Below are 15,490 nucleotides of genomic sequence, written 5' to 3'. Positions count from 1 at the left end.
TTGCAGTCGGTTTGATTTTTTCAGTTTACTCACTTAATGGATTTTCAATCACTTTATTACCTGCAATAATCTCATCATAAAGTGATTTTACTTGATCAATAGCTTCCTGACCCACAAAAGAATGTAATGGTGTTTTGCTTTCATGAGTAACATATGTTAAGCCAACGCCTTTTTCCTTAAGACCATATTCAACCACTCCAGGTTCAAAGCTACCATTTGCAAAAGCTTTCACCGTTTCAAAAGCTGCTGCATCCGTACCTTTAAGCTGGGAAAGAACGACATGCTCAGGATCTACTTCTGTACGATCAATATCTTGACCTGACGTGAAGAAACCTTGCTCTTTCGCTGCTTCAAAAACTCCTAAATCACCAACTGCTGAAGCACCAGCAACAAAATCCGCACCCTTAGAAGCTTGAAGTAACGCCAATTCCTTCGCTTTAGCAGGATCTGAGAAGCTGCCCACATAGTTCACTAGAAACTCAGCTTCAGGATTCGTTTCCTTAAGCCCTTGTTCAAACGCTACTGTCCACTTTTTCATTAATGGAATATCCATTGCCACTACCATACCAACTTTGTCTGTCTTCGTTGAAAGTCCTGCAGCTGCTCCTAAAAGATAAGCCGCTTCATGTTCACGGAAGTTAACACTCTGAACATTAGGTAAATCTACCAATGTATCAATAATCGCAAATTGGCGATCTGGATTTTCTGCTGCTACCTTTTTAAGCGCATCTTCTGATTCAAAGGAAGAAGTAATAATTAGGTCATAACCTTCCGCAACTGCTACACGAAGATTTTCTTCAATAGCTGAGTGATCAGTTGATTCAATTGTCTTTAGCTCGACACCAAATTCCTCTGCCGCTTGTTTCGCCCCTTCATCCATTTGCTGGAAGAATGGATTCACACCCATTTTTTCTGGCAAAACCAAGGCAATCTTTTTCGAATCTTCATTTGTAGTACTACTATTATTTTCTGATTCTTCTGCTCCACCACAACCTGCAACTAGTAGAATCAATGCTAAAATCAATACGGAAAATAACTTTTTCATGACGTTCCCCCTATGTGTGTTTTCATCATATGCATATTTAATACCTGATTAATAATCTACCAAATTCCAAATGAAATAACAATATAAAAATCGAACATTTATTTATTTTTTTATCTTATCGTTCGTGTTTTATCCATAAATTTAATTTTCAGACAGTTTTTAACAATTTGAAAACAATGGTTTGGTTAAAAAGAGGCTCACTTAGTATGACGAATATGTATGTGAAGTATTCTCTAACTAATAGGCACCAATCAAAAAATTAATGAATGATCCTTCTTTTGGTTAAACTTGATATATATAAATAAGTGTGGTGAACTCATTGTCTTCCATTTTCGATTTTCTTCTGTATTCCGTTACATTGGATCAAGTCATACAGACCGAGAAAGAGTTTTATGGAACTCTTCGAGAGTATTGGCGGGAACATAACTACTTAACCTTTAACTGGTGGTTGCTCGTCGTATTAAGTATTTTATCGCCTATTGTCTGGTGGAAAACGATCGATAGAAAAAGAATTACTGAAATTACAGCTTTTGGATTGTTTTATGGTATTACAGCAATTATCCTAGATTCCATTGGCAGTAGTGCACTTGTTTGGGTATATCCCGTTCGGCTTACCCCTTACTTGTACCCACAATACTATCCTTATGATGTAGGGGTCGTAATCGTCCCATTTATGTATGTATATCAAAGGTGGGGGCATCACTTTAAACCGTTTCTCCTATCAACAGGAATCCTTTCTGCCTTTCTCGCTTTTGTGGCAGAACCCTTTATGGAGTGGGTACATATCTACAAAGAATTAACATGGAAGCATATTTATTCTTTTCCTATCTATTGGCTTATAGGACTTATTTGTTGGATCATTTTAAAACGATTTAAGAAACTTGAAAGCCAACCATAACAAATCCCACCTTTAACAAGGGAGGGATTTGTTTGAGTTCTTAACATAAACCGATAATAATCTCCTTAACTTATCTTACAATTCCTTTGTCATAAAGACACTATTAGGATCTTCTTTGTAATCAGCAAACGGCTCACAATAGGTAAACCCAAACTGGACATACAATCTTTTGGCAGCTTCAAACGCCTCCATTGAACCTGTTTCTAAACTGATTCTTTGATAGCCACGGCGCTTTGCTTCTTCAATCAAATGCTGGAGCAACTGCTTTGCTACCCCTTTTCTCAAATGTTGAGGAGATGTTTTCATCGACTTCACTTCCCCATGTCGAGGATCAAGCTCCTTCAGCGCCGCACAACCAAGCAACTCTGAACATTCCCACGCACTCCAAAACGTAATATCTGGTTGTCTTAACTTTTCTAAATCAAGCGCATGAATACTTTCTGGCGGAGAATGTAACGTCATGCTATGTAAATGCTCACCTATTAACTCAGCAATCTCTGAACCTTTTAAATCATCTAGTCTAATATCCATCACACACACTCCTATCATTTGTTCATTTCTCTATTATCAACATTAAAGCATAATAAGGATCCTAATTTAAGATATCATTCCATTTTTTTCATATATATGTTTTAAATCTGAAACAAAAAAAAGCTACCAAGAATAAATTGATTTTATAATACCAAAATCTAGAAAATCAACATACCTCTTAACTGAAACTTATATCATGGTATTTAAAGCCTCTTCAGCTCTTCTTTAAATGAAAATAAATGATTAGAGCGATAGGGAGGATGAGGGGAATCACAATAAAAAAAGACCATGTCCATACCAAATTAGCAATGAACATGGCATCAGTACAGCCTTGAGTTCCACATTCTGTTGCTCTAAGTCCTTTATCACTTATTGATGAAAAATAACCGATTAGACGTACTCCAAATAAGAAAAACCAAATCAAGACAACCAAGATCGAATACATAAGAGCTTTCATTTTTCTAGATGGCTTCAATATAAGTCCCCCAGTAAGGATGAATACTTTAGGTTATTTTTTCCTAGCCCCCAAAAAACCATTCGTAAAAAAAGATAGCGCCCCAATAAAACTGTTGGGACACCATCTAACTGGTTGATTATATATCTATTTTGTACTATTCCATCTCCCCATCACAAGGGTATTATAATATTTCCCATCTGACAGAAGCTTGTCATTCTTTAAAACACCTTCAATAGTAAAATCAAACTTTTCATAGAGCTGAATGGCTTTCGTATTTATTTCTAATACATGTAAATTTATTTTCTTCACGCCGTTGAAGTCAGCCCAAGTGACAGATTCTTTTAATAAGTTCCTGCCAATTCCATACCCCCAAAAGTCTTTCAACACACAAATACCAAACTCTACCTTGTGTGATAGTCTCTTTAAATTAGAACCTTCACATCTTGAATACCCGATTATACGACCATCCACCACTGCCACTAGAAATATGTTTCTACCACTCTCTGAATCACTTTTTATTAACTGCTCAAAGCCCGCAGCATCTATGAATCCTTCTCCTCTTTCTCTATCCATATATTCAGTTTCACCATCAATTTGTAGCCTTAGTTCCGACAAAGTCTCAGCATCCGTTTCAACCGCTGACCTAATCGTATAATGTAGTCCGTTCACCTGGTATTCTTCTTTGTTTAAAATCACAATTTCTTTCACTCCTGGATCTTATTACAACAGTTTTCCAATAATTGGTTTACATTTAATATATTCTTAATATGTTATTAACTTCGTGTTAAAAAGTATCTTATATAATGACTCCTGTAAGAAACAATTTAGAGGAGGAGTTACTTTGTTTTTAAAAAAACTATCCGTAAATAAGTTAATTTCGATTGATTATTATTCAAATGGTAGCTTGAAAACGATTAAAGGACGTGTTTACAAGCTCGATCTAATCAAACAGTCCCTGTTGCTTAAAGATGAGACACACCAACCATTTACCATTCAATTATCAGGTATCAGACAAATTTATTAACTTCCACTACGAAATGGTCTTCTAAAGGACTTTATCCAAGTAATCACCATGGCCTTTACTTAGCTCCACCTCTTCTTTAGAAGAAATCCAAAAGTAGTGGAAGGTTAATCCTTCCTCTTCTCCTCCCATCCCACGAAATATGTATCAAATAGGTTTCACTCATTAAACAAATGGTGAAGCAACCGATCCCTATCTTCGAAAAACTGTTTCATAATCGAGTAATGATAGGTTTCTTCCAATTTAACTTCATCCATCCCCTCTTTGGTCAATTGAATGATTTTTGAATGGGGATAGGCCATTAATATAGGTGAATGTGTTGAAATAATAAATTGTGATCCTTCTTTAATAAGATCATTGATTCTTGATAACATGGAGAGTTGTCTTAATGGTGATAAAGCTGCTTCCGGCTCATCAAGGATATATAGACCGTTCCCCCGGAAACGTTCAGTGAATACAGCAAAAAAGGATTCACCATGTGATTGTTCGTGAAGGGACTTACCGCCAAAGGAATCAATAATTCTAGGAGCTGAAGAAGGTTCTTTGTCTAATTCCTCGATGTTGGTAGCCACATTATAGAAGGTTTCCGCGCGAAAGAAAAAATGATCCTTAGCCTTATGAACACCCTTCACAACTCGTATATATTTGTCCAGATTTGAGTGTGAATCATAACTTGAAAAGTTAAAGTTTAACGTCCCGCCCTCTGGATTAAATCCTAAACCAATGGCAATGGCCTCAAGTAATGTCGATTTCCCCATTCCATTTTCACCAATGATATAAGTAACATTGGGATGGAAGATTACATCCTGAAAATTTCGGATGATGGGTAGATTCAAAGGAAACTCATCATATGAAACAATTTGTTCCTTTTTTAAATATGCCTCTCGAATGTATTGGGTATCTTGGTTTAACAACATCGAACCATCCCCTTTCAAAGATTACCCGTTATCCTTATTTTACCATCAAAACTATTATGTGTTTGAAAAAATAGACATTATTATCGAATAAAGACTCTCTTTCTGGGAATTTTATGTTATTAAGTGAAGAATTGTTTCAAATAAATAATAACGGGTGATATAGGTGTCTTTTCGAGGCGATGCTCATAAACTGTACATGAAACTAAACAAAGTTTATAAACATGATAAGCCATTAGGGCAAGTGAGAGAACTGTTAGAGATTGAAGAAATTCGGGCGTTCTATCAAACCATTGAAACAGCAACTTTAAAGTTAATATATTACCGTATGACCAAAGAAAAACAGGGGTCTGGAATCATTCCTATTTTCGTTACCTCCATACCATGGTTCTTTTTTCTTTTCTCAAAACAATTACAGGAATTTCTTTTCAAGGAAGGTAGTTTCCTTTTTCTCCTCTTTGGTATTTTCTACATGGTAACCCTTACGATAAGTGTCATTGTTCATTTTCGAGAAAATGCGTGGGCAGCGGTCCATATTGAGATTATTCAAGATATTGTTGATGAAAGAGGGAAACAGAACACGTAATATCTGCATAAAAAAGGCAGTTCATTTCCTATACTACTGCCTCTTTAGTATTCACATTTTCTTTATTATTCTTGCGTGTAGTGGTAAGAAATAACTGTAGACTAAAAAGAAGATTGGAAGGCTATATAGATGGTTCCAATGAGTGAGCTTCATGTATCCTACCTGAGCTACCGACCATTCAATTATAAATGATAGGAGCGTAAATGTTATCACTAGTTTCCACTTATTATCCTATCCTTACCCAAATAATTCAAGTAAATCACAGCGAGGGATGATGGAACAAAACTATAAGTTAGTAACTCTCCAATTCCAGAATATCTGGGATGACCAAAATCAACTAGATCCAAAAAACCAGCAAAAATATTATCAGCTACCCATGTAGCCAAACCGATTACTCCTATTGTGACATAAATACCCCGCCAGCTCATTTCCTTCTTCGGCATAATAAACACAAATAACAATAAGATAATGGCAAGTGTGATTGGCAACCAAAGACCTTTTGCACCTAAATCCATTGCTTTTACTATCGAATCCATCAAAAATCCCCTTTACATAGCATTTAATAATATGTTTTCCGACATCTTATTTGCCTAATCTCAATGATGCCTAATATACTGCTACTTAACATTCTACCCATCTATAATCTGAAGTAATCGAATGTCTTCCAAATAAAAAGGCTGTCACCTTATTTATGGTAACAACCTTTTCCCTCTTTTATTTTTCCCCGACAATTACCTGTCTTGTAAATGTTCCTTTTCTAACGTTACAGCGATCTACAATACGAAAACCAGCGTTTTCAATAATTGAATCAATCGGTTCAATCGTGACAATCACGATTTTCTCAGCAAACGAATAGGCACTTTGTAGCAATTCAAGCTGTTCTTGTGGGGAGATAACAGAACAAAGATTATAAGGCATATCAATAATCGCCACATCGTAGCTTCCCGTTACCTTTCGAATATCCCTAAATAGAACTTCACAATGGTACCCAAAATGGGCAATATTATCACGTGTTCCAGGAAGGATCAAGGGATTCACATCGCTCCCAACAATATCGATTCCCATCGATAAGGCCTCGACGAGTACAGTACCAATTCCGCAGCATGGATCAATGGCTTTTTTTCCTGCTGGGTGCGGTACGGCAATGTTAGCCACAGCTCTAGCCACACGTGTACTTAGAGCTGTAGAATAACCATGCGGTTTTGATTGATGCTGTAACCAAACCGCTTCACCTTTTTGATAATAACCAAATACCCATTTTCCGTGTACTTCTATAATTCCGAACAAAATGTCAGGATTCTTTAGATCCGGTTCTCCTGGCACATGAAGAGCAACTTCCCTTTCCACTCGTCTTCGTTCTTCAAATCCTACTTTTTCTAATGAAAAAGTCTTCAAAAAAATAACCCGATAAGTTTCCTTTAATGAAGTTAAACTTTTCACCTTTGTAATAATCTCTTCCAATTCACTGCCTTCAAATAGGATATCTATTCGATCCCGAATAAACGGACTTCTGCTTGGATCTATTTTTATATTACTTTCAATTATATAATCGTCAGAGTCTTGTCCAAAAAAAGAACGCATCTCTAAAGCACAGAGCTCCACTTCATCATCTTGACATGAATAATTGTAAAGGTATTTCTGCTTTTTCTCGTTTGTATTATTCATGATCTCATTCCCCTCTAAAAAACTATACAACTCATCAAGTATACACCTTAATGAAGGAGATGTTTATTTATATGAGATTCTCTTAACTCCCCAATAAATCTACAAACTCTTCTTCACCAATTATTTTTATAGCCGTCCCTTTTTCAATTAAAGAATAGGCCTTTTCTTCTTTGGTGCTAATTCCACTAGCCCCCACGATCGTTTTGTCCTGCTTTCCGACGATTAAATAGTGGGTTTTTCCGCTTACCCCACTTTTAATCGTTCCCCCTGCATTAACTACTTTTTGCATCGCATCCTTACGATCCAGCTTCAATTCTCCGGTAAAAACAATATTTTTCCCGAAAAAAGGATGATCTTCATTAAAGGTTTGAACATTGGCAGAAATCTCTGAAATCACCACTTTTGTAAAAGACTTTTTCTTCTTTTGCTGCTTAAAATAGGTTTGTGGTTTTAGCTCAGAAAACTTTTTAATTGGAATACTTCGATAAGTTTTACAATACGATTGAAGAGATTTTTTATTTTTTACTGTTACACAAGTGGTAACTAATTCCGCGCAAGCTCTTGCATCATGTAAGGCGTTGTGATGATTTTCTAAATGAATATCAAAATGATGTAACCTTTCTACTAAAGAATTCCCCACCTTTTCCCTACAAGCCTTCGCACTCAGAGGGATGCTGCAAATAAATTCAAACTCAGGGATTTCAATAGAATATTCCTTCAAACAGCAGTGGAGAACACTCATATCAAATTGAGCATTATGCGCAATAATAGTCGCGCCTTCGAAATAGTGTTTGATATCCTCCCAAATCTCATGGAACTGTCTTTCATTCTTTACATCCTCCACGGTTAATCCATGGATTTTTGTTGTTTCGTCTAGAAATGTTAAGGTTGGAGGTTGGATTAAGAAATATTTCTCATCGACAATTTGATTATCCTTAACAAAGACCATTCCTAGTGAACAAGCGCTACTCATCTTATTGTTAGCAATTTCAAAATCTATTGCAATAAAATCCAACTAAAATAACCTCCTTATGATCCATTTTTACTACCAACAATTTTACAGTGTCAGTAGCATTTCCTCTACTCTAAATGATTTCCTTCTGAAAAATTTAATAGAAAAAAGCCCTCATGAAAGGACTTTAAAAAATAAATTTCTTCTGAACATAATAGCTAACCATAAAAAGAATTCCTTCCGTAAAGCTCTTACTTGTAAAAAGTGAGAGCTTACCGGTGTCATTAAATAAAGAAATCATTAAATAGTTACTAACTAATATGAATCCCGCTAAGCTATAGTACTTGAGGATTGGCTTTCTATGAGATTGTTTCTTTCTATTAAAAACAATATTTTTGTTAATTATATAATTGATAAAGGAACTGATTGCTCTCGCTCCGATAACAGAGAATAACAAATTGTTCGTGAGCCAATGCAACAAGAAGAAACAAATAAAATCAATGACTCCACAAGAAACAGAAGATAAACTAAACTTTAAAATAGGAAGATAAATTCGGATAGAATCAAGGATAGGGCGAAAATGACTTCCTTTATTGTTATTTTCATAGACCGTTTGAATAGGCAGACTGTGAACTTTATAACCAGCTGATTTCGCTTCTAGCAATTGGTTCATCTCATATTCATACCGTTTCCCTTTAATGTCTATCAGCCATGGAAGCATATCGACAGAAAATCCTCTAAGTCCCGTCTGGGTATCGTTTATTTTATATCCAGCAACTAATGAGAAGATGGTTCTAGTTACTTTATTTCCTATTAAACTCTTTAGTGGAACTTCACCTATAAATTCCCTAGCCCCTAATACAATGGTTTGAGGATGATCAGCTAACTCTTTTGCTACACGCTGAATATCTTCCCACCGATGTTGACCATCACAATCGGCACACACGATTCCCTCTTCATTTGGATAGTGTGTGTGAATATGAGTAAAGGCAGTTTTCAAGGCCGCTCCCTTCCCTTGATTTGTCTCGTGGGTTAAAACCATGCACCCTCTTTGTTCCGCCTGTTCAAAAATGCCTTCACCTTCCACCGAACTCCCGTCATCTACAATTAGTATCTGGTAGCTACTGCTCTTTTGAACTTCTTCTATCAACTGAAGCATTTTCTCGTTTGGTTCATAAGCAGGAATGACGATAATCATATAATTCACCTCTCCTACTGGATGTAGATAATATCACTTACGCCACGTTCCTCTCCCGTACCTCGTGGATTATTAACGACTTCTCCCATAAAGTACATGGTTGACGAACCACCACCGTCTAGGTTATAGGCTTCCGTAGCCCCTAAGTCTTCAAACACTTGAGCAAACTCGCCTAAGGTTAACCCCTTTGAATATCCTTCACTTCTGCCATCAACGACGACAAACACATAATGATTTTCAGATATAATACCTACCCCTGTTCTCGGGTTTGAATCCTCAATCGAACGATTTCCAAAATTCTTATCAATACTCACATCTCCAAAATCTTCAATGGCTACTGAATTTTCAACGAGAGCAGGACCAAAAGAGAAGGTTTGTGTAACTCCTTCTGCAATTAATTCCTCTGCAGAAGTTTCTGTCTCTTCATAGATTTTCATGGATCCATCCTCATAAAAGGCCAACCCCGTACGTGCTGGATTGTCTCTAAAAATTTGTCCATTCCGTATCGTTATCCCATCTTCACGAAATCCATAATAATCGCCGTTAATCGCTAAAATAGCGTTATTATTACTTGCAATTTCAGATGTCACTTGAACAATATTATTGCCGAATTGGTTATTGGCAAATCCTGATTTTAAACTACTTGAATCTGTTAACTGGACATCCGCTACGTAGTACACTACCTGATCACTTCCTGAACCCGTCACTACTTTCTCAATTTCAATTGACTTGGTATCACTCGTGTAACTCAAGTCATCTGTTTCGTAGGTCTCATCGACAGTTGTAGTAGTTTCACTTGATGTGGTTGTTGAGTTCGTCGTTTCGGAACTGACTAGTGCATTTTCTACCTCAACATGCTCAATCAAATAGCGGTCAGCTAATAAATATAGAATCAGTGCAACACTAGTAATAACTATTGAAATGGTTACTATTCGTTTTCTTTTTTTCAAGGTGAAGACACCCTCCTTCGTTTCTCCTAAAGCTTTATCTAGACAAATTATAGTCAGCAAATACGGCGTAACTATGTCCAATTAAGGAAGAAATGGAGAAACAAATGGGAATAAAAAAGCCCATTCAGTGTTACTGAATGAGCCCTTTTTCCATTGTCTTATGAAATTAAGAAACCAAATATGAATCACTTTACCCCACTAACATAGAATGTAATAAAAAGTTCCCTAGGAGGTGTTCCCTCTGATTCATACAGTTAAAGCAGGTGAAACCCTTAATCAAATTTCCAAGGATTATCGTACCCCGCTAGCGACCATTCTCCGAGCTAATCCATCCATTAATCCAAACCTCATTTATCCCGGACAATCCATCAATATTCCAGGCGTTCCTTCGCCAGAGAACAGTCCTTATCGAATTGACGTGAGTATAAATAATCGCAAGCTCCGTTTATTTAGAAATGGTACCCTTCAAAAACAATACCCTATTGCGGTAGGAAGAATGTTATTTGAAACACCGGTAGGAAATTATATTATTCTAAATAAGGCACCTAATCCCGGAGGACCGTTCGGGACGATGTGGATGAGCTTATCCAAGCAAAGTTATGGAATTCATGGGACGAATGATCCCAGCTCGATTGGAAAGGCGGTCTCAAAAGGCTGCATTCGCATGTACAATAGAGATGTAGAGGAAATAGCGAGGATTGTCCCTAACGGAACGGCGGTAACCATTCACCCATAATGTTGGGAACAGAGTACCAAAGAATATGAAAAAGGACATTACATACCACCTATAAGGCATGTAATGTCCTTTCTTGTTTTACTAACGCACCCGTTTGTTCAATAAATGTGGGAATCTGCGACGAGCTGATAAATAATCGGAGAAATTTCCCCTATCTTCAAAAAATCTCTATAAAAAGCTCAAATAGACGAAGAAATTCCGACTATCGACTCACAAAACAGGAAAATGGACAATTTTGCTTCCCTTAATCGGAAATTCTCCGCTTATTTACACCCATCCGAGCCATATTCTGCTGTCTAACCGGAGAATCTCCGCTTGTTTTAGTCCTGTTGTTTACCCAATTAAGCATAAGACTTTCTATTTTTTTAAACCATTAAACTTAGCAGTATTGTGCTTAAATTGCCAATTCCTCTAGAACAACTCAACTAATATTAGAAATACTATTGTAATAAAAATGCCATAGCCGTAATCGAATTAACACCTCCCTGTTCTTTTTCTCAGAAAAATATATGTTACGATAATTTTAAATTAGAAACCAAGGAACATGGAGGGTAACAAATGCTTAAAAAAATGATTTCAGGTGTAGCAGTTACTGTACTCTCAGTATCGATAAGTGCAAATGTACAAGCTGCAACGATTACGGTACAGAAAGGAGATACCCTTTGGAATCTTTCACGTGTGAATAATACAACTGTAGAAAATATTAAAACGTTGAATGATCTTACTACTGACCTTATTTACCCTGGGGATGTTCTAACCATTGCTCAACATAAAAATTATACCGTTAAGCAAGGGGACACTTTATGGGATATAGCCTTAGAACATGAAGTAACAGTTTCACAAATTAAAGACTGGAACCAATTACATAGTGATCTAATTCACCCTGGATTAAACCTATTAATCTATGAAGATTTAAAAACTACGAAGGCGGCTATAACTGAAGAATCCGTGATTCCTGAACCACAAGAGTCAAAGGAAAGTACTTCCACAGCAAGCGCTCCATCAACAAACACAGCAGCTTCAAAGGAATTAATTATGGAAGCTACTGCCTATACAGCTTCATGTGAAGGATGTTCCGGTTTTACCGCTACAGGAATTAACCTAAAGGAAAACCCAAATGCAAAAATTATTTCAGTGGATCCTACTATTATTCCACTTGGTAGTAAAGTTTATGTGGAGGGATACGGTGAAGCGATCGCCGGAGATACTGGCGGGGCCATAAAAGGAAATAAAATTGATGTCTTTATTCCTTCTCAACAGGATGCAATCAATTTTGGAGTAAAACAATTAAAGGTAACTATATTAAACTAGAAATCAAAAATCCTCATCTGGTGTAAAGATGAGGATTTTTTGATTAAAAAGACTCTCACTATCGTAAAAAAGTAAGTGTTGAGCTAATTTCATATAAATGATTTTGGTCTGCCCATAGAATAAAATAATGATAGAAGGTGTCTCCGATTTGAATTGGTTGTGGATATCTGACAATTAGTGCTGCTTGCCCTCCCATTTCAGCGGGTTGATCTTCTGATGGAAAGATATAGCAAGCCTCCTGAGTTTGTATGTTTGTTTGTAGGATAAGTGGTTTGGTACCGTACGGGAGTAATTGGTGGAAGGCTTCATTTTGACAGACCGTGTGGATAGGTTCCTCGGAAGATATGGCAGCGACTTGAAAAAATCCATCAGGGCCTTCATATCTTTCATCACTCTCCTGCTTCCAGTGTGCCGGGTACTGAAATTGGACGTTAAAGCGATCACTTGTAAATGTCTTTTTTAAAGAGGAAATGGGAACAGGTGACCATTGTAAGGAGGTGATTTGTCCTCCCTCTACAATCTTTATCGGAACAGGATGGCGTACATCTAGCACCCACATTTCTCTCCCTATTCCTTCTCCATTACAACCCGAGAGATAAGCTAATTTTGGTGATTCTGGCGACCAAGTAACAGGAGTTGCGAAACAAGACGATATGGCTCTCGTCCGATCATTCTCTCCTTTCCTGCCTGTGGTTCGAATCAATGAGAAATAGCCTACCTCTTCAAAGGCTGTCGCACTATAAGCAATTGTCGAAGAATCTGATGACCATATTGGAAAATAATTTTTTGCGAGCGGGCCTCCCTTCACCTCGAAAATCTGTCCACTTGTAAGTGAGATCGTATAAATAATAGAAATACTCACCCCCGGACTTGTGTATAAGACGTATAAACCATTCGGGGATAAGCGAACATTGTTTAATCTTCCACCCGCGTTTTCAGTCATTTGTTGTTTGTCGGTACCATCCGTAGTTATACGATAAAGCTGACTAACCCCGCTTTCATCAGGAGCTTGATAAAGGAGTTCGTTCCCATTCGGAAACCACTGTACATCCGTCGCATTTACTGCTTCTATTCGTTGAACCTGATGGGTAGACACTCGATATAAGATGATTTGATTATCTTTTACATAAGCAAGCCTCTGACTGTCTGGGGACCAATCTAAAAAGATCCCTTCTCCTTCAGTGAATTGGTCAATCCGAGAGGTGCTCCCATCCCCTGCATCAAGGATGAACAAGACACCATTTCTTCCTACAAAAGCAATCTTGGTACTATCGGGGGACCAAAATGGAGTAGTATATGATTCTCCTAATCCACTAGTGAGCTGCGCATTTTGTCCGTTCCTAAGATGATAAACCCATAGATCGTAGCTACCTCCCCGATTGGAAGTATACGCAATCATACCAAGATCACCAGGTGGAGCATACGGAATTCTTAATCGCATACCCGGGGAAAGATTGTAGTTTGGAAGCTGGTTCACCTGTCGAATCAGCTCATAATTACTTTGTCCCCTTGTAGTGACGTTGTATCTGTTTGCGATTTGAAATAAGGTATCTCCAGGCTGAACGACATAGAAAGGGTTTCCGGGAGGTACTTTCAGTAGTTGCCCCACTTGTATCGTATAAGGTGGCTGAAGCTGATTGGCTTGTATAATCACAGATTGTGGCACGCCAAACGTTTGAGCTATGTTAAATACGGTATCACCTGAATTTACCCGAACTCTATCTACTCCTGGTGGCATAGACAGTTGCTGACCAACATATATCGTATAGGGTGGCAATAGATTATTAGCCGCAGCAAGTGACTCATAAGAAAGCTTCCATCGACTTGCAATTTGAAATAGTGTATCCCCAGGGCGGACCGTGTAAAAAAATTGCATAAACACTCCTCCATTAAACGAATGCTTTATCTGCCTATATGCTATTCATGAATAGCCGTAAAGATTCATCTAATATAGATAGAAGAAGATTGTATAAGGCGAGTTTCGCAAAGATTGTTGTTAAAATCTAAAAACCGATTTTAACGTGGAAATAGCTGTTTTGCGCTTATAAATTTAATTTGCAGGCTCTTTTCTTATTAAATTCATGCTATTTTCTGCTGAAATTTAGCACAATTGTTAAAACTATGTTCCAAAAAGCAACAAAGTTGAAAAGAGCCTTGTATAAAAATATTGTAGGATACGATGACTCGCTCCTAGCAGTAGCAACAGAAGTAAAGCTAACCACCGTCACCCATCCGAAAATGGACATGGGGATTGAGGCAGCAAAATGGATTGTATCCGCAGTCGAAAACAAAGAAGTTCCTCAATCGAAGATTTATGAGCCTGAACTTGTCGTGCGAAGTTCAACCATGGACTTGAAAAAGACTAGTCTGATTTAGATGGTACGAACCCTGCGTGTAATTGGCGCAGGGTTCTTTCTTTATTAGGTTGGGTTGGTGCTCTGTTATAGGTAATCCAAAATGCTTGATAGATTATGGATAACTGCTAAAGGCTTATGGTTGGTTTCAGGCTCTTTTTTTCGATGGTTAAACCAAAGCGAATGCCAGCCCGCTTTCGATGAGCCAACAATATCGTTCTCCCAAGAATCACCTACGTATAGTAATTCATGAGGCAATAAATTTACATGTTTACTCACATGATGAAAGATATCTGGATTAGGCTTAGCCACCCCCACTCCATCAGATACAAAAATAAGATCATTTGGAATATGACTTTTCAGCCCTAAAGAAGAAATTTTACTATGCTGATGCTCGACCGGACCGTTTGTGATCATTCCTACGGTAATACCCTTCTTTTTCAGTTTTCCTAGAAGATCGGGTACCTCCGGAAACATCTTAAGCTGACTCTGATTATACTCGTATTGCTTTTGAAACAATTGAGCCATCTCAGTATTGATCGTTATATCCATCCTTTTTAACGCTAACATAATCCTCTTCGTTCGAAGGTCGACAAGAGACATGTTCCCTGCCACATAGTCCTTCCACAACCAGTCACTTGCCTCTCTAAACTTTATAGATAGTTCATTCATATTTAATTCTGAAACTAGTTCCGGGAGCAGTTCTTCTACCGTTTTTTCAAAAGGGTATTGCGAGTCATGTAAGGTATCGTCCAAATCAAAAAATAGTGCTTTAATCGTCATAATCTTCTCCTCTCGTAATACGTGACAGAAATTCCAGCTTTTTTTATCGGTAAGAATATGCTATTTTTATCATAATCCTAGAAAATAAG

Annotated in this window: 17 protein-coding genes and 1 pseudogene; 6 read left to right on the top strand and 12 right to left on the bottom strand. The window is 37.4% G+C overall.

Annotation, left to right across the window (positions count from 1 at the left end):
- Positions 1–25: 25 nt before the first annotated feature.
- Positions 26–1,045 (bottom strand): BMP family protein, encoded by a 1,020-nt coding sequence (locus MKX65_RS04635; protein WP_340902613.1) that lies wholly within the window; start codon positions 1,043–1,045, stop codon positions 26–28.
- Between the two features lie 319 nt (positions 1,046–1,364).
- Here MKX65_RS04635 and MKX65_RS04630 point away from each other — a divergent pair, with 319 nt between their 5' ends.
- Positions 1,365–1,943, top strand: a complete 579-nt coding sequence (locus MKX65_RS04630) for a CBO0543 family protein (protein ID WP_340902612.1) — start codon at positions 1,365–1,367, stop codon at positions 1,941–1,943.
- A gap of 75 nt (positions 1,944–2,018) precedes the next feature.
- Here the strand turns inward: MKX65_RS04630 and MKX65_RS04625 are convergent, their stop codons facing one another.
- The 3 genes from MKX65_RS04625 to MKX65_RS04615 all read right to left on the bottom strand — a co-directional run bounded on the left by MKX65_RS04625 (position 2,019) and on the right by MKX65_RS04615 (position 3,627).
- Positions 2,019–2,474 (bottom strand): GNAT family N-acetyltransferase, encoded by a 456-nt coding sequence (locus MKX65_RS04625; RefSeq protein ID WP_160549494.1) that lies wholly within the window; start codon positions 2,472–2,474, stop codon positions 2,019–2,021.
- 214 nt (positions 2,475–2,688) lie between these two features.
- On the bottom strand, positions 2,689–2,949 hold the full coding sequence (locus tag MKX65_RS04620) for a hypothetical protein (protein WP_340902611.1): 261 nt from the start codon (positions 2,947–2,949) through the stop codon (positions 2,689–2,691).
- A 126-nt stretch (positions 2,950–3,075) separates the two neighbouring features.
- Positions 3,076–3,627: a GNAT family N-acetyltransferase gene (locus tag MKX65_RS04615; protein WP_340902610.1), complete on the bottom strand. Its 552-nt coding sequence runs from the start codon at positions 3,625–3,627 to the stop codon at positions 3,076–3,078.
- Positions 3,628–3,712: 85 nt separating this feature from the next.
- Here MKX65_RS04615 and MKX65_RS27035 point away from each other — a divergent pair, with 85 nt between their 5' ends.
- A complete protein-coding gene (locus MKX65_RS27035) occupies positions 3,713–3,955 on the top strand; it encodes a YolD-like family protein (RefSeq protein WP_445677905.1) in 243 nt (80 codons plus the stop codon).
- Positions 3,956–4,110: 155 nt separating this feature from the next.
- On the opposite strand, the gene MKX65_RS04610 is transcribed toward MKX65_RS27035, so the two are convergent.
- Positions 4,111–4,869 carry an AAA family ATPase gene (locus MKX65_RS04610; protein ID WP_340902609.1) on the bottom strand — a complete coding sequence of 253 codons (759 nt, stop codon included), beginning with the start codon at positions 4,867–4,869 and terminating at the stop codon, positions 4,111–4,113.
- Between the two features lie 163 nt (positions 4,870–5,032).
- Here MKX65_RS04610 and MKX65_RS04605 point away from each other — a divergent pair, with 163 nt between their 5' ends.
- A complete protein-coding gene (locus MKX65_RS04605; RefSeq protein ID WP_340902608.1) occupies positions 5,033–5,452 on the top strand; it encodes a hypothetical protein in 420 nt (139 codons plus the stop codon).
- Between the two features lie 212 nt (positions 5,453–5,664).
- Here MKX65_RS04605 and MKX65_RS04600 read toward each other — a convergent pair whose 3' ends face one another.
- From MKX65_RS04600 to MKX65_RS04580, 5 genes are all read right to left on the bottom strand, one after another.
- Positions 5,665–5,988 (bottom strand): hypothetical protein, encoded by a 324-nt coding sequence (locus MKX65_RS04600; protein ID WP_160547378.1) that lies wholly within the window; start codon positions 5,986–5,988, stop codon positions 5,665–5,667.
- 178 nt (positions 5,989–6,166) lie between these two features.
- Positions 6,167–7,117 (bottom strand): TRM11 family SAM-dependent methyltransferase, encoded by a 951-nt coding sequence (locus tag MKX65_RS04595; protein WP_340902607.1) that lies wholly within the window; start codon positions 7,115–7,117, stop codon positions 6,167–6,169.
- An 82-nt stretch (positions 7,118–7,199) separates the two neighbouring features.
- A complete protein-coding gene (locus MKX65_RS04590) occupies positions 7,200–8,132 on the bottom strand; it encodes an exonuclease domain-containing protein (protein WP_340902606.1) in 933 nt (310 codons plus the stop codon).
- Positions 8,133–8,256: 124 nt separating this feature from the next.
- Positions 8,257–9,267: a bifunctional glycosyltransferase family 2/GtrA family protein gene (locus tag MKX65_RS04585; RefSeq protein ID WP_340902605.1), complete on the bottom strand. Its 1,011-nt coding sequence runs from the start codon at positions 9,265–9,267 to the stop codon at positions 8,257–8,259.
- Between the two features lie 14 nt (positions 9,268–9,281).
- On the bottom strand, positions 9,282–10,217 hold the full coding sequence (locus MKX65_RS04580) for a phosphodiester glycosidase family protein (protein WP_160547374.1): 936 nt from the start codon (positions 10,215–10,217) through the stop codon (positions 9,282–9,284).
- Positions 10,218–10,458: 241 nt separating this feature from the next.
- Here MKX65_RS04580 and MKX65_RS04575 point away from each other — a divergent pair, with 241 nt between their 5' ends.
- Together MKX65_RS04575 and MKX65_RS04570 are read left to right on the top strand one after the other, a co-directional pair.
- Positions 10,459–10,953 (top strand): L,D-transpeptidase family protein, encoded by a 495-nt coding sequence (locus MKX65_RS04575; RefSeq protein WP_160547391.1) that lies wholly within the window; start codon positions 10,459–10,461, stop codon positions 10,951–10,953.
- A 558-nt stretch (positions 10,954–11,511) separates the two neighbouring features.
- A complete protein-coding gene (locus MKX65_RS04570) occupies positions 11,512–12,264 on the top strand; it encodes a LysM peptidoglycan-binding and 3D domain-containing protein (RefSeq protein ID WP_340902603.1) in 753 nt (250 codons plus the stop codon).
- A gap of 58 nt (positions 12,265–12,322) precedes the next feature.
- Here the strand turns inward: MKX65_RS04570 and MKX65_RS04565 are convergent, their stop codons facing one another.
- The gene (locus MKX65_RS04565) at positions 12,323–14,140 is read right to left on the bottom strand and encodes a LysM peptidoglycan-binding domain-containing protein (protein ID WP_340902602.1); all 1,818 of its coding nucleotides are present in this window, start codon (positions 14,138–14,140) and stop codon (positions 12,323–12,325) included.
- Between the two features lie 287 nt (positions 14,141–14,427).
- On the opposite strand from MKX65_RS04565, the pseudogene MKX65_RS04560 reads away from it, so the two are divergent.
- Positions 14,428–14,640 (top strand): annotated as a pseudogene (locus tag MKX65_RS04560) (substrate-binding domain-containing protein); the annotation flags it as partial.
- 65 nt (positions 14,641–14,705) lie between these two features.
- Here the strand turns inward: MKX65_RS04560 and MKX65_RS04555 are convergent.
- Positions 14,706–15,401 (bottom strand): HAD family hydrolase, encoded by a 696-nt coding sequence (locus tag MKX65_RS04555; protein ID WP_340902601.1) that lies wholly within the window; start codon positions 15,399–15,401, stop codon positions 14,706–14,708.
- Positions 15,402–15,490: the final 89 nt, after the last annotated feature.

This window comes from Robertmurraya sp. FSL R5-0851 (genome assembly GCF_038002965.1).
GTDB classification, from domain to species: Bacteria; Bacillota; Bacilli; order Bacillales; family Cytobacillaceae; genus Robertmurraya_A; species Robertmurraya_A beringensis.
This window is presented reverse-complemented; position numbering and strand designations above follow the sequence as displayed.